Genomic DNA, 17639 nt, shown 5'->3' on the forward strand with positions numbered 1-17639 from the left:
TTTCCGAAATTAGAAATGAATGGAGGCCCCGTGGCCCCGCCGCAATACAGCGGCGGGGCCTTTCTGTCTTTCATTTAAAGAGACAGGAAGGAATAGGCCGATTCCCTAAGCTTTGCAGGTCAGCACCCGTACGCCCGGAGCAGACCCCGGACCCAGATGAATCGACCGGTCGCTGATCGCCTCCACATCCTGATGGTCATGGGTGACGAAGAGGCAGGTCATCTGCGCTTTCTTCAGAATCGTCCGGAGCTCCGAACGGATCGCGTCCTTCAGTCCCGCATCGAGGTTGCTGAAGGGCTCATCCATCAGCAAAACCGCCGGCTTCTGGGCGAGCGCCCGGGCGAGCGCCACTCTCTGCTGCTGTCCGCCGCTCAGCTCATGCGGGTACCGATCCTTGAATTCGCCGAGTTGGACAAGCTCAAGCATTTCTTCCAGCCGTTTGGCCCGTTCTTTGCGGGGGAGACGGTGCAGGGCGAACTCGATATTTTTGCGGACGGTCATATGAGGGAACAGGGCGTAATCCTGAAACACCATCCCGACGCCCCGCCGCTCCGGCTGGATGTAGCAGCCCTCATTCACAACGGGAGCCCCGTTGATCCGAATCTCCCCGCCCGCAGGAATCTCCAGACCCGCGATCAGCCGAAGCAGCGTGCTTTTTCCGTTGCCGCTTGCGCCTACGATCCCGACAATATCCCCTTTTTCAATGGAACACGAGAACCGGTCGATCACTGCGGACTTGCCCCGCTCATAAGAGAAGGATAGATTCCGGATGTCTACGATACTCATTGCTCCCACCTCCTGTCTAAATAATGCATAACGTAAACCGAGATCAAGCTGATGCCAATGATAAGCAAAGAGGGAATGGCCGCCTCGAAAATCTGTTCATCGCTCGCATACCGGTAAGCTTTTGTAGCTAAAGTCTCGAAATTGAAAGGCCTGAGGATTAAAGCCAGCGGCAGCTCCTTGCAGATTTCTACAAAAGTCAGGAGGCATCCGCTCATCACCGCTCCCTTAATTAAGGGCAGATCCACCTTGAAAAAGGTTGCGGTCATTCCGTGACCCAGCATGCGGGACGCTTCCGTATATTTCCGGCCGATTTTCTCAAACCCGACTTCCACGGCGTTGTACCCCGTAGCCATAAACCGGATCACATACCCCGCGATCAGCATCGCGAGAGTCAGGCTGAGCACGAGGGGGATTCCCCCAAGCGTGAGTTGATGATGAAAGGCCGCCCAGACTTTATCCAGCTTCAAAAAAACGACCAGCACACCGATGGCGATAATAGCCCCGGGCATCGAGTATCCGGCGGTTATCGCCTTGGAGAGCACAAAGGAAGCGGTGGAACGCGTCCGGTTCGCCCCGGCGGCAATCAGCGAAAAAATCATGATGATCAACGTTGAGACGACAGCCACAATCAGGGTTTGGTAGATCAACTTAAACAATCCCGCATTCCACATGCTGTCAAAGGTCCAGCCCGCCCATACGATTAATTGCAGAAGCGGGAACAAAAAAGCTGCGCACCATACAATCATACAGAACAGGCCAGCCGCCCACCCGCGAACTCCCGTTAAGCGCCTCGGCACAAGCGGTCTCGATTTACTCGTCGTCGAGCTGTAAGCGCGCCGTTTGCGCAGCAGCATCTCGACCAGGAACAAGCCGATGACAATCATCATGAGCCAGGCGGCAAGGCGCATCGCCGAATCGGCATCATACATCCCAAACCAGGTCTGGAAGATCGCCGTAGAAATGGTCTGTATGCCAAAATAACTCGTTACCCCGTAATCGCTCAGCACCTCAAATATGACCAGGCTTATACTGCCTGCGATCGCCGGCCGGGATAAAGGAAGCGCGACCCGCAGGAATATGGACAGGCCGCTTCTTCCCAGCAGCCGGGCGTTCTCGATATAAGAGGCGCTCTGTCTTTCCAGAAACGATTTGGTAATCAGATATACATAAGGAAAAAGAAACAAAGTAAATACAAGGACCGCGCCCCGCATGGAGGAGACGGTAATCAGCTCCTGATTGGGAACAATTCCGAACCGGTTCCGCAGCGTGGTCTGGACAATTCCGGTGTAGCTGAACATCGTGCTGTATGTAAAGGCGGCGATGTATGGAGGAATAGCTAGAGGAAGAATCAGCGCCCACCTAAAGAACCGTTTTCCTGGAAAATCAAAGACCGCCGTAAGCCAGGCCAGCGTTACCCCGAGCAATGCTGTCAGTACGGCAACCGTCAGCGTCAGCTGAACCGTCTGGGCGATATAATCCTTTACGAGGTACTGCCTGATTTGAACCCAATTGTCACTTGGCGGGTTAAAGATCGAGAGCAGTACAAAAAGAATGGGCAGCAAAATAACTGCCGCCCCCGCCAAGCTTACGATCCGCCAACCGCTAAGGCGTCTTTGTATCTGTACCTTAACCGTGTTTAGATGCATATGTTATTTCCAGCCTGTTTTGTTCATGATTTCAATCGCTTTGGCATTATGAACGCCTAATTTGTTGAAATCGATTTGCTGCGTTTTGAACGTTCCCCAGGATTTGAGCAGCTCGGGCAGCTCAGCTTTGGTATTAACAGGGAACTCGAAGTTTTCATTGGTAACCATCGTCTGCGCTTCGGTGCCGGTCAGGAATTCGATCAGCTTGACGGCGTTGTCCTTGTTCTTGCTGTACTTGGTTACAGCCGCGCCGCTGATATTCACATGGGTGCCTGTTGTTTCCTGGTTCGGGAAGAAGACGCCGATGCTTTTGCCGACCTTCGCTTCTTCCGGATCATCCGAATTGATCAGCAGGCCCACGTAGTACGTATTCATCAGCGCCACATCGCCTACACCGGCGACAATGGCCTTGGCCTGGTCACGGTCATTTCCTTCCGGAGTGCGGGCCAGATTGGCTACCAATCCTTTGGACCATTCTTCCGCTTTCGCTTCGCCGTTCAATTCAATGAAGGAGGATAGCAGGGACTGGTTGTACAAGCTGGAGGACGGACGGACAAGCACTTTGCCTTTCCAGGCCGGGCTGGTCAGATCCTCATAGGTGGAGAGCTGCTCCGGTTTTACGCGATCCTTGGAGTAGACGATTACGCGAGCGCGTGTGGAGAGTCCTATCCATTGATTCTCAGGGTCGCGAAGTTCTTTCGGCACGTTTTGGTCGATCGTTTCCGAAGTGGCCGGCTGGAGCAGTCCGGCCTGTTTGGCATTATTCAACACGCCGCCGTCTACCGTGAGGAACAGGTCGGCCTGTGTGCTTTCGCCTTCACGCTTCATGCGCTCAATCAGTTCCTCCGCTTTGCCTTCAATCACGTTCACTTTGACGCCGGTTTCTTCCGTAAATTTCTTATACAGCAGCGCGTCCACATCATAGTTCCGGGCGGTATAGATATTGACCACTTGCTCCGCAGCCTGTGCGCTCGGCTTAGCCGTCGCTTGTGTATTCGCCGAACCGGCTTCACTCGCCTTGTCCGCTCCACATCCGGCCAGCAGACCGGCAGCTAGCACTCCCGTAAGCAGTGGAGCAAAGAATTTACGCTTCATCATTTCAAACATCCCCCTAAGACAATGATTATTATTCTCAATTAGGCACATAATAACTTCTGGGCTTTCTTTATGTCAATAAGATTAACCTCAATTACTTCCGGAATTTATGATAGTTATTTTAAATAAGCATATTTTCGTCACAATTTCGCGGGTGAGTTCCACATCCTGGGATATAGGAAGATATAGTTACAAATTTGTTCTTATTAACGAAATGGATGGTTGCAGAATCGTGCTTGTTTTTCTTATAAAAAACGAGGTTACACAAGGATTGACAGTCTTGTTTTCCATATAATAAAGTATCAATAGTTACAAAATATTAACTAATTGCCGCTCAAAGCTAACTCCGCAGGCATTGAAGGGAGAACAAGGTTCTGAAGAAAGTCATTCTGTCGCTAATCGCAGCCGCCGCTATATTTACTTCCGCCGCTCCCAGTACATATGCAAGCGAAGTTAAGCTTGAGAGTGTCGTGAACCAAGTCGTGGGGACACCTTACCTTTATGGAGGGACTACTACTTCAGGGTTCGATTGTTCCGGATTCATCCTCTATGTCTTAAAAAAATTTAACATCGGCGATCTGCCGCGCGCCTCGCAGTCCCAAGCCAAGGTGGGAACATCTGTGGCCAAAGATGATTTGCGCGCCGGAGATTTGGTATTTTTCAATACGTTCGGCCGAGGGATATCCCATGCGGGAATTTACATAGGCGACGGCCAGTTCGCCCACTCCTCCAGCAGCAAGGGAGTCAGAATAAGCAGGCTGTCCGATTCATATTACCAGGACCGTTATGTTACCGCCCGCCGGGTGGTTGATGAGAAGAGCTACGCCAGGATGATTGGCGAATAGATGAATAAAAAAGGACAAGCCGTTGGCATTTCGCCGGGCTTGTCCTTTTTAAATTCCCCGATCCTCCCGGTCACACCTCTCCGACAATCTCCCCGCAGCTTGAAATATCGTACCCGCCGAGCCCGCTTACTTCATGCCTGAATTCGGGCGACCGCAGCGTGGCCAGAAGCACCTGGAATTGCGGTTTGTCCATATCCTCCTTGTAAAAGACCAGATCGTACCGCTCCTTCTTAAGCGGAATGAAATCGACGCCGGATACCTGCTGCGCCGCTTTCTCCGTACCGATCCCCACGTCGGCAATGCCCCGCGCAACGGCGCTGGCTACGGCGATATGGCTCGGCTCTTCATGCCCGTATCCCTGAATGGAATGGGGATCGATCCTGCCAGTACGCAGCCATTCATCCAGCATGATGCGGGTTCCCGAGCCTTTTTCCCGGTTGGCCAGGACGATACCCGGCGCAAGCAGGCTCTCCCAAGAACGCAGATTCTTCGGGTTGCCGGGAGCGACATAGAATCCCTGATTGCGGTACACCAGATTGACGATGACGCTCCGGTGTCCGGGCAGCAGCCGGCGGACGTAGGGAATGTTGAACTCGTCGGTCTCGGCGTCCCATAAATGGGCGGCCGCGAGATTGGCGGTGCCCCGGTAGAGGGACAGCAGCCCGTCCAGACTGCCGACGTAGGAACGAAGGGAGCGGATGGCGGGGGTTCTTTTTTCCATATGGGTGGCAAGTACATCAAGAACAATGTCCTGGCCGCAGATAATGAGCCCCTGGTTGTTCATGATCAGCTTCTCCATGGATACCGGCGGAGTTGCAGGCTGAGGCTTCTCGGCTGCATAGGACGGGCGGGTGTAGGCTTCGAGGTCGGCGGGGGCGACCCGCAGCTTTTTGCCGATCCGGTAGGACGGAAGCTCACCCCGTTTGATCAGGTCGTACACGGTGCCTTTGGATATGTTAAGGATTTTGGATACCTCTTCGGGTGAATAAGAAAGAGTGCTGTCTCGCATGGGGAAGATCACCTCGTCAATATTCGTTCATAACTTGCTCTTGTCAATTATTATAGGCTAGGATACACTTTTTTTAAATCCGGTTTTGTTGTGTTTCGTGGTGTTTTGTACGGTTTTGTGGGAGGGAGACCCTGATTTATGAATGAAAAAGGCAAAAAATCGTTGCTCGCCGTAATCACAGGAGCGCCCATTGGCTGTCTTGGGGGATTGATCGGACTCGGCGGAGCGGAATTCCGTCTTCCTGTGCTGGTGGGTCTGTTCAAGTATCCGACGCGTCAGGCCGTGGCGTTCAATTTGGCCGTCAGCCTGGTCACCCTTATTTCCTCACTGATCATGCGTCTTCCCCAGGCTTCGCTTCCAGCGCTGACGGCGATTCTGCCCGTCATTGTTTCTTTTATCGCCGGCGGGATGGTTGGTGCCTACACAGGGGCGAACTACTCCAAGCGGTTGTCCGAACGGACGCTCGAGAAAGTCATCCTCATTCTGCTCGTCTCCATCGGCATCCTGCTGATTGCGGAAGGCATTTCACCGTTGGTTGCTAGCGGAATACCAATGTCTTTACCAGTTGCCGTTCTCGTTGGAATCGCTTTCGGAACAGGGATTGGGATCGTGAGCAGTTTGCTTGGGGTTGCCGGAGGGGAACTGATTATTCCGACGCTGCTGCTCGTATTCGGGGTGGATATCAAAATCGCGGGCACCGCCAGCGTACTGATCAGTCTGCCGACCGTGGTGATCGGGATGATTAGACATGGTTCCAATGGGGCCTATGCGGAGAAAAAAGAATGGAAGGAACTCGTCGTTCCCATGGGGATTGGCTCGATTATCGGTTCGTTTATCGGCGGCATCTTGATCAGTTACGTGTCCTCCAGCTTGCTGAAACTGGTGCTAGGCTTCATTCTGATCCTGTCCGCGATTAAGATGTTCACCAAAGCGCTTAAAACGGCGCGGGCAGGCAAGGCCGTCATTGCGTCCCCCGCCCGTCAAAGGAAGCTATAGCTTCCCGTACCCGCTTCAGCGTATCCCCGAAATCAGCGCCGTCGCTGTTCCAAATGACGGCGTCCGCAGGCTGCATATAGGCCTCGGTGAGCTCCTGCTCCCGGGCCTTTTGCAGCCTGCTTGCCGTTTCGGCAGTGTCTCCGCCTCTTTCGGCCAGCCTTCTGGCGAGAGAAGGGAGGTCGGCACCGATGTAGATGGCGGCAACATGCTCCTTGTAGCGCTCTTTAAGCGCAAGCACGCCGGCCAAATCCAGGATGATATTGGCATCGTCCGGGCCGGCTATCGCTTCCTCGATGCTGGAGCGCAGCGTGCCGTACCATTCACCGTTATACTCGGTCCATTCGATCAGCTCGCCGCGCGACATTTTCTCCCGGAAGCTTTCTTTGTCCAGAAACAGGTAATGCACGCCACTGATTTCATGCGTCCTCGGCGGACGGGTCGTCGCCGTGATGATCCGGGGAAATCCCGGACCTGTAAGCTGCCGCTGAATCTCGCTTTTGCCGGAAGCGGACGGTCCGTACAGCACAATAATGCGTCCCAATGCCAACACTCCTTACCTGGGGAAATGGATGCATAAAATGGGATTCGGGCCGGTTGCCCGGCTAAAGACGAAAGACGTGAGTGGCTTAATCTTCTGGCGACAGAAGCATTTCGATATGCTGAATCCCGTCTTCCAGAAAGATGTCCGACACCGGCTCGAAGCCGAAGGAAGCGTAGAAGTCCTGAAGGTAAGCCTGCGCATGGATTTTCACGCGGGTTTCCCGTAAATGCTCCCGGACAAAAGCAAGCCCCCTGCCGAACAGCTCTCGGCCAAGGCCCGTTCCCCGGAGCTTTGGATCGACGATGAACCGGCCGACCGACGCTTCAGGATATGCCACGCCCGGGGGCAGAATCCGGAGATAGGCGACGATCTCGCCCTCATCCTCCAGATACAGATGATGACAGGCCGGGTCCTTGCCGTCCACCTCGGAATAAGGGCAGTTCTGTTCAACGACGAAAATATTGGTTCTTGCCTTCAGTATATGATAGAGCTCCAGATTGGACAGCTCGTTAAAAGCTTTCAGATGCCAGTTCATCAGCACTCACCTCATAAAAGTCTTGGATTTCTTGCCGAAGTTCCCCAATAGCCGCATCCGCTTCTGGCTTTCAGCCTCGGATCGGGTCATAATGGAACCAAGGTGTCATAATGTCTATAAGTATAATTTTATTTTGTTGTATTTACAATAATTATCGAAACAGGAGCGTTGACATGAGAGAGATTTTACGTGAGATCGGAATGATTGCCAGAGCCTTCGACTCCATCAGCAACATCGAATTCAAAGAGCTGGAGCTGACGAAGGGGCAGTATTTATACCTGGTTCGCATCTGCGAGCAGCCCGGGGTGATTCAGGAGAAGCTGGCTGAGATGATCAAGGTGGACCGGACGACCGCAGCGCGCGCCATCGCCAAGCTGGAGCTTCAAGGGTTTATCGAGAAGCGCAGCGACCCGGACAACCGGAAGATCAAGAAGCTGTATCCGACCGCTAAAGGGGAGGAAGCGTATCCTTTTTTAAAAAGAGAATCCGACTATTCCGACCAATCGGCCCTGGCGGGCTTGTCCGCTGAGGAAATCCAGACGCTGCACAAGCTCTTGAACAGGGTGAGGCGGAATGTCGAACAGGACTGGGAATATGTGAAAAAAGGCAACAAGCGAAGTTATTAGGCTGCCCCCGCGCAAAAATAAAGACGATGGCAGCCTCCCGGCCAAGCTCCATCGCCTTCGTCCAACAAGGATTCTATTCTTCCTTCGGAATCAAATCGTAGATTTTGCCGGTCTCCATCGCCTCGATCAGCTTCAGCAGCCAGCGGTAATATTTGATGGCGTCTTCGATTTTGCGCTCGTCTTTATATAGCAGGGAGCTAAGCTCCTCTTGCCCGCCATATTCCTCTTTCATCGCCCGAAGCTCGGTTAACGCCTTCGACAGGACATTCATGTTGCTTTCCACCGCTTTTCTCCATTTAATCGAGAAATAGTCGCTGAAATTCTGGTACCAGTCGGACGACACCTCGAACAGATCCTTCCGCGTTCCTTTGCCCCATACTTTATCGATCATTTTCAGATCAAGCAGCGTGCGGACCCCCGTGCTCATGGACGTCTTGCTCATGCCCATCGCCTTGCTCAGCTCGTCCAGCGTAACCGGCCCCTGATTGAAATACATATTTCCGTACAAATGGCCAATGGACAGGGTGATGCCGTATAAGTCCATATTTTTGCCGATCGAATCAATGACGCGCTCCCGGACCTTGCTGATTCTTTCAATTTGCTCGGGCGCGAGTCCTTCTAAATCATTCATGCTGTCCCTCCTGAAGGAAGCTTATATATAGAACTTCTCCTAGCTTATTGTAATCACTTCCCCCATTCGAAGTAAAGATACGGTTTGAAACGTAATTTGGAGTAAAACGGAGTATTCTTTATGTAAAGTACGTAAAGTAAAAACTGTACGATAAAATATTACGGTATATAGTGTTTGCCTCTCCTTCCGGTCTTCCGGTAGACTGTAACGAGTGAGTCGACCCGGAAAATTCGGGAGAAGGAGGACGATATGCCTATATTGGAGGTCAAACAGCTGACCAAAATTTTCGGGCAGGACGCCCGCAAAGGGCTCACCCTGCTGCAGCAAGGCTGGTCCAAAGAGAAGATTGCCCGCGAGGCCAAGCTGACGGTCGGAGTGAATCAGGCCGATTTTCATATTAAAGAAGGCGAAATTTTCGTCATTATGGGCTTGTCGGGGAGCGGTAAATCGACGCTCGTCCGGCTGCTTAACCGTCTGATCGATCCTACGGCGGGACAGATTCTGTTCCGGGGACAGGATATTGTGAAGATGAATGCCGAGGAGCTACGTCAGTTCCGCCGCAAAAATATCGGTATGGTCTTTCAAAAGTTCGGCCTGTTCCCGCACCGGACGGTGCTCGGCAACGCGGAGTACGGACTTGAGGTGCAGGGTGTTGATAAAAAGAAACGCAGAGAGCTGGCGCAGCAGGCGCTGGAGCTGGTCGGCCTCGGCGGCTGGGAGAACCATCGCCCCGATCAGCTCAGCGGCGGGATGCAGCAGCGCGTCGGACTTGCGCGCGGCCTGGCGAACGACCCGGACATCCTGCTGATGGACGAGGCGTTCAGCGCGCTTGATCCGCTGATCCGCAAGGATATGCAGCAGGAGCTTCTGGAGCTGCAGTCACGGGTGAAGAAGACAATCATCTTCATCACGCATGATCTGGACGAAGCGCTGCGGATCGGGGACCGGATCGCCCTGATGAAGGACGGCGTCATTGTGCAGATCGGCACGCCGGAAGAAATTCTCATCCAGCCCGCCAACAAATACGTGGAGCGGTTCGTGGAGGATGTTGACTTATCGAAGGTGCTGACCGCGGCGCATGTCATGAAGCAGCCGGAGATGATCCGGCCCGAACGCGGTCCGCGCGTCGCGCTGCAGCTGATGCGCGACAGCGGCGTGTCCAGCCTGTACGTGGCAGATAAAGAAATGAAGCTTCTGGGCGTAATTACCGCCGATGACGCTGCGCGGGCGCTGAAAGAGCAAAAGACGATTTCCGATGTACTGAGAACCGAGATTCCCAGCGTGAGTCCGGATGCGCTGCTGAACGAATTGTTCGAGCTGATGGCGGAATCGCCGCTGCCGGTGGCGGTCGTGGACGAGCGGGAACGGCTGAAAGGAATCGTGATTAAAGGCGCCGTGCTGTCCGCGCTTGCGGGCAACGCGGTGCCGGAAGGAGGGAATATCTGATATGAATATTCCAAAATTGCCGCTCGGCCGCCTGATCGAGCAGATTGAAGAGTGGCTTACACTCTACTTCGGCCCCGTCTTTGATTTCATTCATGCCGTCATCGGCGGCATGGTGGAAGGTATCAATGCCGGTCTGACCTTTCTGCCCGCGATTGCTGTTATCCTGCTGATTACGGCGCTGGCCTACTGGATCGGGAAGTGGCGTCTTGCGCTGTTTGCGCTGATCGGACTCTTGCTGATCGATAACCTAGGGCTGTGGGCCCCTTCGATGCAGTCGCTCGCCCTTGTGCTGACGGCCTCCGTGCTGGCGGTGCTGATCGGCGTGCCGATTGGCATTCTGTGCGCGCAGAGCGCCGCCGCGCGGAATGTGTTGACGCCGATTCTGGACTTTATGCAGACGATGCCGGCGTTTGTCTATCTGCTTCCGGCGGTGTCCTTTTTCTCGCTGGGCGTCGTTCCGGGCGTCATCGCATCGATCATCTTCGCGATTCCGCCGACGATCCGCCTGACGAGCCTCGGCATCCGCCAGGTCTCGCCGGAGCTGGTCGAAGCCGCCGACGCGTTCGGCTCGACCCCAAGGCAGAAGCTGTTCAAGCTGCAGCTTCCGCTTGCGCTGCCGACCATTATGGCCGGCATTAACCAGACGATCATGCTGTCTCTGTCGATGGTCGTCATCTCATCCATGATCGGCGCGCAGGGAGTCGGCGCATATGTATACCGGGCCGTATCGCAGGCCAAGACCGGCGCCGGGTTCGAGGCGGGGATCGCCATCGTTGTACTGGCGATTCTGCTGGATCGTCTGACGCAAAATGCGCTGAAAATCAAGCATAAGTAGGAGGAGTTATATTTAATGAAGAAAAGAAACAAACAGAGCTTATTGTCCATCGCCCTATTAACCGTCATGGCCGCAGCTGTTATGCTGACCGGCTGTTCGTCTTCGGCGGGCGGCTCCAAAACGGTAAAACTGGCCTACGTGGCCTGGGATTCAGAAATCGCCAGCACCTATGTGGTCAAGGAAGTGCTGGAATCGAAGCTGGGCAAGACGGTTGAAATGCTGCAGGTCGACGCCGGTCCGATGTTCGCGGGCATCGCCGACGGAAGCGCAGACGCGATGGTGGCCGCCTGGCTGCCGAGCACCCATGCTTCCTACATGGAGAAATACGGCAACGATATGGAAGACCTCGGCGCCAATTTGAACGGAACGAAGATCGGATTGACGGTTCCGGCCTATATGAAGATTAACTCCATTGAGGATCTTAAAGACAGCGCCGCAGGCGATTCGCTGGATCATAAAATTATCGGCATCGAGCCGGGCGCCGGTATTATGTCGGCCACGGAAAAAGCGCTCGCCGATTATAATCTGAAGGATTACACGCTGGTGGAAAGCTCGTCGGCGGCGATGGCGCAGGAGCTGCAGAAAGCCTATGACGCCAATCAGCCGATTGTCGTGACCGGCTGGACGCCGCACTGGATGTTCGCCAACATGGATCTGAAATACCTGGACGATCCCAAAGGCGTCTATGGCGGTGACGAGCAGATCCATACGATGGTCAGCAAAGGCCTGAAAGACGATCAGCCCGATGTCTACCGCGTAATGGACCAGTTCCAATGGACGCCGGAGGATATGGCGAAGGTGATGGTTGGCATTCAGGGCGGCCAGAGCCCGGAGGAAGCGGCCAAGGCTTGGGTGGAAGCCAACCCGGACAAAGTGAATGAATGGATTAAGGGTACCTGAGTAAGCTTGTCTGACGGGATTCCGAATGACAAGAGGGAAAGATGTAAAATAGGAGGGGGTCCCAAAGCCGTGAACTGGCTGCTGGGACACCTCTCTTTTTTGTGCGGATTATGATTTAGCCCCTAATTCTTCGAGTACAGCTCTACGGCCTGCGTGTCCCAAATCGGATTTATAAACTTCTCAATCGGTATGGTTAGAGGCTGCGGATAATTCTTGGCTTCCTCTCCAAAGTTATAAGGAATCTCGTGCACCGCTGTACCATCCATTGACTTAGAGACGCCGTAGCTGCTTGATGAGGTGGGATTAATCGCTTTTTTGTGCACTTTACCCTGCGCATCGGTGAAGCTGTCGGCCAGCCAGGTAATAGTGTTAAAATATTGGGCATTGTCAATCTTTTGCCGTAACAGAATTTCTCCCGTATCCGCATTGTTCTCTGGGGTGGGTTCGACAAGTTCAAGATCACTCCCCGGCGCTTCAATAATCTGTTTCTTGTTTAAATCGACGACTATTTTCATCTGATCCTTATCGACAGCTGAAATGCCGAATGTTTTCAATGAGACGGAGTCTGGCTGGCTGTACTGGCTGTTCTTGAAAACGAGCGTGGCCTTGGAATCGTCCGAGTAGGCTACGGAATTGTCAGATGTAATGATGCCGGGGTAATATAATTTTTCGGTAGTGTCCCCCTTTTTACTGATCAGAACAGGATTAATCAATTGGAAGATTCGTTTCTCGTTGTTCTTGTCATACTCCAAATCCACATAGGTGCTCAGCGGGGTATATAGCACTTGACGCACGTTGATTTTCTGTCCGTCCACGGTCAAGGTGCGATCAGCCGTTAACGTATGCTGCTGGTCTTTTAACATGTCGGGGTCAAGCTCGAACGCAATATCCAGATCAGTCCGGTACTTGCTTTTGCGGGAACCGCTGGAAGCGAGCGCCTCCTCTGAGGTCTCGGTAAGAGCAACATGGTAGTTCGCCTCCTTCGAATGAACCGATGGGGGAAGGTTGGTGGAGTATATAAAATCTACGGATTGGCCCGGCGGGATTCGGCTCTCGGGACCCAGCATCATTAATACTGTGCCTTTACCAGGATACGGGTCCTTAAAGGCTCCAAATTGAAGCGAGAAATCCGCGTGATCGATTTCTTTGTCCGTATTGTTCTGGACACTGTACAGGACAAACACTTTTCGGCCATCCGTAACAGCGCCGGCCACATCGACACGGTAGCCTTTGCTTTCCGCGCTCTGGCGAACCGGCTTTACGAGATTCTGTTCCAGGGCGCTTGTAAGTGCAGGATCTAATCTGGAGCTCAAGCGGTACGCTTTGAAATCGTCCCAATTTTTAGTGCTGGCCGTTTGCACGGAATGTTCAGAAACTTCTGTTACCGGCGCTCCATTTAAGAAGGAGAACGTAAGCAGAACGGCAGCCGCTGCGGCAGCGGTCACACCCATACCGGTGGAATAGATGCGCCGCTTCTCGCGCTTTTTCCCCTCTGTAATTCCTTTTCGCATGGCGTTGTAGATTTTCATTTCCTGGAATGTTTCGGCGTGCCGGTTCACATCTTGGGCATTCTGGCGCAGAATGCGTTCTTCTTTTTCTATCATTACCATTCGCCTCCCGTATATCTACAGATACTTCCGAAGCTGTTTCAATCCTTCGCGCAGCCAGGTTTTGATCGTGCCTTCGGGTTTGTTCAGCACCAATGCAATTTGGGCGGTTGTCATGTCCTGGTAGTATTTCAGGATCACGGCATGCCGGTATTTCGGCTTCATCCGGTTCATCGCCCGCTCCAGGTCGATCCGTTCGTTGCTTTTCATTTCCTGCGCCGCTTCCTCCGCCAGTCTCTCTGCCGGAAACATGCGCTTTTTGCGCCGGAGTTCGTCCATGCAGCAGTTGATGGTAATCCGGATCAGCCAGGGCGTGAAAGCCTGCTCGTCTTTAAGCTTTTTGCGATTCATCCAAGCCCGGCAAGACGCTTCCTGCACTACCTCCAGCGCGTCCGTTTCCGTTCCCAGGTAGCTGAAGGCGATCGCGTACATTTTGCGGTGTTCGACGTACAGGCGTTCAAAAAAAGCTTCTTCATCCATCCGCGCAAAATCCGCCAACCGGACCTCGTCCATTGTATTTCCCACCATTCACCACTCCCCCTCTCTCTTATTGGTGTTGGTATTTGGAGAAGTTATCTAAATTCATGTTCTTAACAGTAAGACGCGGCAGACCGGGAAAACGATTGATTTTCTTACAAGCGACGCTATTATTTTACAGTAGATTAATAAGTATGCTATGATGGAGAGAACTCGGCTGAAAATTTAGTCGCACTTTATACTCTTTTGTTCTTAAATGATAGATTATAGTGAAATTTTCGTATACAAAACACCCCATACGGGGTGTTTTCTTTGAAATATCTGAATATGCTTCAGAAGCAGGGATGCAGGGCAAACAGCAAGAGAGAGGAGGCCGACGCATGACGGACATGATAAACGCCTGGATTGATTGGCTGCTGCAGGCGCTGGGCCTTAGCGGGCCCGCAATACTCTTGGTTACGATCCCGCTTGCGCTTCTTCAGAGCTTGTTCGGATTTTTCCCGTTCGTTATATTGATCGTGCTGCATGTCTCGGTATTTGATGTGATCGGCGGGATGCTGGTAAGCTGGCTGGTCTGTAACCTGGGAGGGGTGTTCGTATTTTATCTGTCCCGGAGGTATTTGTTTCACTGGTTTGACCGGAAATTTGGCAGGAAGCTGAAACGTTACGATAGATGGCAGCGTTATTTGAACCGTTACGGCATCTGGACGCTGGTGCTGCTCCGCACCATCCCAATCATCCCCAACAATATCATTAATATTATGTCGGCGGTGTCGCCTCTGCCCTTTCCCGCTTTTATTTGGGGGACGTCGCTTGGCAACCTGTCTTACATCTGGCTCTTCGGCACCATCAGTTCTTCCCTTATCGTCCCGCGAGAGGAGTGGAGCTTCTATCTGACCGGTTACGGTCTGTTCGTTGCCGTGCTGGTCGCCGTATTTATCTGGAAGCATTGGGGTCATCTTCAGGAGGATAAGCGGGAGCGGATGGTTTGATTGCAGCCCATAGACACCTATACATAGCAAAAATAGAGCGCTTGTCCGGCTATCGTGCCGGGTAAGCGTTCTTCTTTTTTGGGCGGGCGGCGAATACGATACTATTGAAGGCGGCTTGACCGCCGAGAGCGGCGGGAGGGACCATCGCAATGGGCAGAATCAAAAAATGGGGAAACCGGCGGCTTCAGCTGCCGGCTTTCGGGCGGCTGCGCCTGCCGAGGATCAGCTTCACGCCGCCCGCGCGTAAAGGCGGGTTCAAGTCCGGCGGCTCCGGCATGTTTCGGCGGGCGCACCGGAGCGGAGGGGGCGGCGGCTTCGCAGACGGGGAATGGATGGCGCTGCGGCCGGGGGGCGCCCGCTTCAAGTCCAGGCCCGCCAGAGCTTCGCGTAAGGCGAGGGAGTGGGGCGAGCGGCCAAGCGGCGGCGTGCGGCAAGTGAACGGGGGGCGGCAGCGGAGACCGGGAAGCCGCCGCCGGTTCTGGCTCACCGCCGTTCTGCTGATGCTGGCGGCTGTGCTATTCGGCCTTGGCTATGTGGAAAGGCATCTGACACCGCCGATCATCCATCTGGCGCAGATCCGGGTGAAGCAGGTCGCAACCGAGGCGATCAACAAAGCCATCGCCTCCCAGGTGGCGAGCGGCAGCAACGCCGAGAAGCTGATCGACTGGAAGACGGACAGCGCGGGCAAGGTCTCCGGCTTTATGCTCAACTATGCGGAGCATATGCGGATTACTTCGCAGGCGGCCGAAGTGATTCAGTCCACCCTGGACGGACTGCACAACCAGACCGAGCATATTCCGCTCGGCCAGGCGCTGGACAGTCCGCTGATCGCCTCCTTCGGGCCGGATGTTCCGATCAAGATCGAGCCGCAGGGCGCGGTCAAGGTCGAGCTGAACACCCGCCAGCAAAATGCGGGAATCAACATGATTCTGGTTGAGGTGTATATCCATATCGTTACCGAGGTAGCGGTGGTCGTGCCGTTCGACATGGAGCCGCAGGTGGTCGATACGGAAATTCCCGTATCCTATCTGATGGTTGTCGGGGACGTCCCGATGTATTACTACGACAACCAGGGCAGACCGGTCGGCTCGGGAAGCGCCGGCGCACCGAATATCGCCGTGCCCGCCCCGTCCTCCGGCGGGGTCAGCACGCCGGGCGGGGGCGGTGCCGCGCCGGGCGGGAGCGGCGCGCAAAGCCCGGGCGCGCGGGGTGGCCAGGGCGGCCAGGCGGGAGGCACGGCCGCCGGCGGCAGCTCCACGGGAGCGAACGGCGGTGGCGCGCCGTCGACGGCGGAGCCGTAGGCGGGCGGAGCGGCGGCGGGGCTGCGCCGGGCGGTGGCGGCGGGCCGCGCCGGGCGGGCGCCCAAGGCCCGACCGAAGATTTTCTGAATGAACGGGAATTTCTCCCGTTTATAATCTTTAAATCTTCTGAATTTCCAAATAAACTGGAAAAGCTCCTGTTTATTTCTCCCTTTTGTCTACTTTACGGGGCAGGGGGAGGAATAAGCTGGAGCTTTTCCGCCTTAATGTACATTTTTGGATGAAATATGAGAATTAAGCCGGAGAGTTTCCGTTACAGGTAATAGTCGAGAACGCCATTAGCCAGTTCATAGCCGACCGCCCTTTCGCTTTTGCCGCGCCGGACAGGAATCAGCCAGCCCTTGACGCACAGCTTTTTCAAAATTTGAACAGCCGTCTTGGAGTCGACTTCAAAATGCCGGGCAACATCCACCGGCCGCAGAGGTTTAGCGGCGTGAATGGCGAGCCGGAGTACCTCTTTCTCGGCCAGCACCGCTCTGGAGACGGGCGCAGCCGATGGCTGGTAGCGGCTCAGCACCATGCGCAGCAAGGTGACGCATAACTGTGGACGCTGTTCAATATCGTCATAGGCAAAGGAAATCACATGGTATCCCATAGCGTGCAGAAAGGTTTCCCGGTTCAATTCATTGCAATACTTCATCCGGTCCATATCGCGCACATGCGGGCCAAATCCTTTGATTTCTATAATTAGCTTGGCGTATCCCGGGAGCCAGGCAAAGTCGGCAAAATAAGACCTGCCGCGCCAATCCAATACTTCATACTCCGGATGCAGATCATTCATATGGCCGATCAAAGGCCACCAGACCTTTTCCAGAAACAATGATTCAGCGTGCAGATGCCCCCTTTTCAGCCTCGATTGGCGTTCTCCTGTCCGGTGTGCAAGATGATATTCAATAAACTGCTGATAGGCTTCGTTAAAGTCCATTTTTTCCTCCCCAAAATAAAAAACGCCCCGGCTCACTCGGTTGAGTGAAACAGGACGTTCTTCGTCATAGACCCATTATAATGCAGTTCCGCAATGGCGGAAAGGAAAAACCATTGAATTTCTTTATTGTGTGTAACCGCTGCATTTAGTCTCGGTCATCGTGCTATTTATCTGCGTACCATGTTATTGTTTGGCCTCGGTCATCGTGCCATTTATCTGCATACCATATTGCTGTTTCAGCTCGGCTATCATGCCGTTTTGGCCGCTGTCCATGTTGCCGTTTTTCCTCTAGCTTTTATGCCGTTTGGCTATTTCATGGCTGCAGGAATTCCCGCCGGCAACCGATCTAAGCATCCGAATCAAGAGTCTTTTTCACTGTTTAATCAAATCCTCCACTCCTCGGTCATGAACAGCTATAGCCCATCACA

18 protein-coding genes are annotated in these 17639 nt (G+C 53.8%); 8 read left to right on the forward strand and 10 right to left on the reverse strand.

What is annotated here, in order from left to right:
* Positions 1-105 precede the first annotated feature (105 nt).
* From G5B47_RS20230 to G5B47_RS20240, 3 genes are all read right to left on the reverse strand, one after another.
* Positions 106-786, reverse strand: coding sequence for an ABC transporter ATP-binding protein (locus tag G5B47_RS20230; protein WP_165102000.1), 681 nt, complete (start codon positions 784-786; stop codon positions 106-108).
* Positions 783-2348, reverse strand: coding sequence for an ABC transporter permease (locus G5B47_RS20235; protein WP_328804598.1), 1566 nt, complete (start codon positions 2346-2348; stop codon positions 783-785). Before G5B47_RS20235 ends, G5B47_RS20230 begins: the two co-directional genes overlap by 4 nt.
* Positions 2349-2435: 87 nt before the next feature.
* Positions 2436-3530 carry a Fe(3+) ABC transporter substrate-binding protein gene (locus G5B47_RS20240; RefSeq protein WP_165102005.1) on the reverse strand — a complete coding sequence of 365 codons (1095 nt, stop codon included), beginning with the start codon at positions 3528-3530 and terminating at the stop codon, positions 2436-2438.
* A 371-nt stretch (positions 3531-3901) separates the two neighbouring features.
* On the opposite strand from G5B47_RS20240, the gene G5B47_RS20245 reads away from it, so the two are divergent.
* A complete protein-coding gene (locus G5B47_RS20245; RefSeq protein WP_165102196.1) occupies positions 3902-4372 on the forward strand; it encodes a C40 family peptidase in 471 nt (156 codons plus the stop codon).
* A 70-nt stretch (positions 4373-4442) separates the two neighbouring features.
* Here G5B47_RS20245 and G5B47_RS20250 read toward each other — a convergent pair whose 3' ends face one another.
* Positions 4443-5381 (reverse strand): helix-turn-helix transcriptional regulator, encoded by a 939-nt coding sequence (locus G5B47_RS20250; protein WP_165102008.1) that lies wholly within the window; start codon positions 5379-5381, stop codon positions 4443-4445.
* Between the two features lie 138 nt (positions 5382-5519).
* On the opposite strand from G5B47_RS20250, the gene G5B47_RS20255 reads away from it, so the two are divergent.
* Positions 5520-6377, forward strand: coding sequence for a sulfite exporter TauE/SafE family protein (locus G5B47_RS20255; protein ID WP_165102011.1), 858 nt, complete (start codon positions 5520-5522; stop codon positions 6375-6377).
* On the opposite strand, the gene G5B47_RS20260 is transcribed toward G5B47_RS20255, so the two are convergent.
* Together G5B47_RS20260 and G5B47_RS20265 are read right to left on the reverse strand one after the other, a co-directional pair.
* Complete coding sequence (locus G5B47_RS20260; protein WP_165102013.1) at positions 6343-6918, reverse strand: guanylate kinase; 576 nt, start codon at positions 6916-6918, stop codon at positions 6343-6345. The two genes, G5B47_RS20255 and G5B47_RS20260, sit on opposite strands and share 35 nt — an antisense overlap.
* An 85-nt stretch (positions 6919-7003) precedes the next feature.
* A complete protein-coding gene (locus tag G5B47_RS20265; protein WP_165102015.1) occupies positions 7004-7453 on the reverse strand; it encodes a GNAT family N-acetyltransferase in 450 nt (149 codons plus the stop codon).
* A gap of 173 nt (positions 7454-7626) precedes the next feature.
* Here G5B47_RS20265 and G5B47_RS20270 point away from each other — a divergent pair, with 173 nt between their 5' ends.
* Entirely contained in the window at positions 7627-8079 is a 453-nt protein-coding gene (locus G5B47_RS20270) for a MarR family winged helix-turn-helix transcriptional regulator (protein WP_165102017.1), read from the forward strand.
* A 73-nt stretch (positions 8080-8152) separates the two neighbouring features.
* Here G5B47_RS20270 and G5B47_RS20275 read toward each other — a convergent pair whose 3' ends face one another.
* Positions 8153-8710, reverse strand: coding sequence for a GbsR/MarR family transcriptional regulator (locus G5B47_RS20275; RefSeq protein WP_165102019.1), 558 nt, complete (start codon positions 8708-8710; stop codon positions 8153-8155).
* A 249-nt stretch (positions 8711-8959) separates the two neighbouring features.
* On the opposite strand from G5B47_RS20275, the gene G5B47_RS20280 reads away from it, so the two are divergent.
* Genes G5B47_RS20280 through G5B47_RS20290 form a run of 3 tightly spaced genes read left to right on the forward strand, consistent with a single transcriptional unit; the run spans position 8960 to position 11891 of the window.
* A complete protein-coding gene (locus G5B47_RS20280; RefSeq protein WP_165102021.1) occupies positions 8960-10156 on the forward strand; it encodes a quaternary amine ABC transporter ATP-binding protein in 1197 nt (398 codons plus the stop codon).
* A 1-nt stretch (position 10157) separates the two neighbouring features.
* The gene (locus G5B47_RS20285; protein WP_165102022.1) at positions 10158-10991 is read left to right on the forward strand and encodes an ABC transporter permease; all 834 of its coding nucleotides are present in this window, start codon (positions 10158-10160) and stop codon (positions 10989-10991) included.
* Between the two features lie 15 nt (positions 10992-11006).
* Complete coding sequence (locus G5B47_RS20290) at positions 11007-11891, forward strand: glycine betaine ABC transporter substrate-binding protein (RefSeq protein WP_165102024.1); 885 nt, start codon at positions 11007-11009, stop codon at positions 11889-11891.
* 122 nt (positions 11892-12013) lie between these two features.
* Here the strand turns inward: G5B47_RS20290 and G5B47_RS20295 are convergent, their stop codons facing one another.
* Positions 12014-13495 (reverse strand): DUF4179 domain-containing protein, encoded by a 1482-nt coding sequence (locus tag G5B47_RS20295; protein ID WP_165102026.1) that lies wholly within the window; start codon positions 13493-13495, stop codon positions 12014-12016.
* Between the two features lie 21 nt (positions 13496-13516).
* Positions 13517-14026, reverse strand: a complete 510-nt coding sequence (locus G5B47_RS20300; RefSeq protein WP_165102027.1) for an RNA polymerase sigma factor — start codon at positions 14024-14026, stop codon at positions 13517-13519.
* Between the two features lie 329 nt (positions 14027-14355).
* Between G5B47_RS20300 and G5B47_RS20305 the strand changes: the two genes are divergently transcribed.
* Positions 14356-14967 (forward strand): TVP38/TMEM64 family protein, encoded by a 612-nt coding sequence (locus tag G5B47_RS20305; RefSeq protein WP_165102029.1) that lies wholly within the window; start codon positions 14356-14358, stop codon positions 14965-14967.
* A 149-nt stretch (positions 14968-15116) separates the two neighbouring features.
* On the forward strand, positions 15117-16268 hold the full coding sequence (gene yunB / locus G5B47_RS20310; RefSeq protein WP_407945237.1) for a sporulation protein YunB: 1152 nt from the start codon (positions 15117-15119) through the stop codon (positions 16266-16268).
* Between the two features lie 271 nt (positions 16269-16539).
* Here yunB and G5B47_RS20315 read toward each other — a convergent pair whose 3' ends face one another.
* Positions 16540-17211 (reverse strand): DUF559 domain-containing protein, encoded by a 672-nt coding sequence (locus G5B47_RS20315; protein WP_165102032.1) that lies wholly within the window; start codon positions 17209-17211, stop codon positions 16540-16542.
* Positions 17212-17639: the final 428 nt, after the last annotated feature.

The sequence above is a fragment of the Paenibacillus apii genome, assembly GCF_011043685.1.
Taxonomy (GTDB): Bacteria; Bacillota; Bacilli; order Paenibacillales; family Paenibacillaceae; genus Paenibacillus_AQ; species Paenibacillus_AQ sabinae.

What these genes read in the sequence shown, in the direction of transcription:
- G5B47_RS20270 (WP_165102017.1), top strand. Translation starts at nt 7,627, where the DNA reads ATGAGAGAGATTTTACGTGAGATCGGAATGATTGCCAGAGCCTTCGAC.
- G5B47_RS20295 (WP_165102026.1), bottom strand. Translation starts at nt 13,495, where the DNA reads ATGATAGAAAAAGAAGAACGCATTCTGCGCCAGAATGCCCAAGATGTG.
- G5B47_RS20300 (WP_165102027.1), bottom strand. Translation starts at nt 14,026, where the DNA reads ATGGTGGGAAATACAATGGACGAGGTCCGGTTGGCGGATTTTGCGCGG.
- G5B47_RS20255 (WP_165102011.1), top strand. Translation starts at nt 5,520, where the DNA reads ATGAATGAAAAAGGCAAAAAATCGTTGCTCGCCGTAATCACAGGAGCG.
- G5B47_RS20280 (WP_165102021.1), top strand. Translation starts at nt 8,960, where the DNA reads ATGCCTATATTGGAGGTCAAACAGCTGACCAAAATTTTCGGGCAGGAC.
- G5B47_RS20285 (WP_165102022.1), top strand. Translation starts at nt 10,158, where the DNA reads ATGAATATTCCAAAATTGCCGCTCGGCCGCCTGATCGAGCAGATTGAA.
- G5B47_RS20275 (WP_165102019.1), bottom strand. Translation starts at nt 8,710, where the DNA reads ATGAATGATTTAGAAGGACTCGCGCCCGAGCAAATTGAAAGAATCAGC.
- G5B47_RS20315 (WP_165102032.1), bottom strand. Translation starts at nt 17,211, where the DNA reads ATGGACTTTAACGAAGCCTATCAGCAGTTTATTGAATATCATCTTGCA.
- G5B47_RS20230 (WP_165102000.1), bottom strand. Translation starts at nt 786, where the DNA reads ATGAGTATCGTAGACATCCGGAATCTATCCTTCTCTTATGAGCGGGGC.
- G5B47_RS20265 (WP_165102015.1), bottom strand. Translation starts at nt 7,453, where the DNA reads ATGAACTGGCATCTGAAAGCTTTTAACGAGCTGTCCAATCTGGAGCTC.
- G5B47_RS20240 (WP_165102005.1), bottom strand. Translation starts at nt 3,530, where the DNA reads ATGATGAAGCGTAAATTCTTTGCTCCACTGCTTACGGGAGTGCTAGCT.
- yunB (WP_407945237.1), top strand. Translation starts at nt 15,117, where the DNA reads ATGGGCAGAATCAAAAAATGGGGAAACCGGCGGCTTCAGCTGCCGGCT.
- G5B47_RS20290 (WP_165102024.1), top strand. Translation starts at nt 11,007, where the DNA reads ATGAAGAAAAGAAACAAACAGAGCTTATTGTCCATCGCCCTATTAACC.
- G5B47_RS20250 (WP_165102008.1), bottom strand. Translation starts at nt 5,381, where the DNA reads ATGCGAGACAGCACTCTTTCTTATTCACCCGAAGAGGTATCCAAAATC.
- G5B47_RS20305 (WP_165102029.1), top strand. Translation starts at nt 14,356, where the DNA reads ATGACGGACATGATAAACGCCTGGATTGATTGGCTGCTGCAGGCGCTG.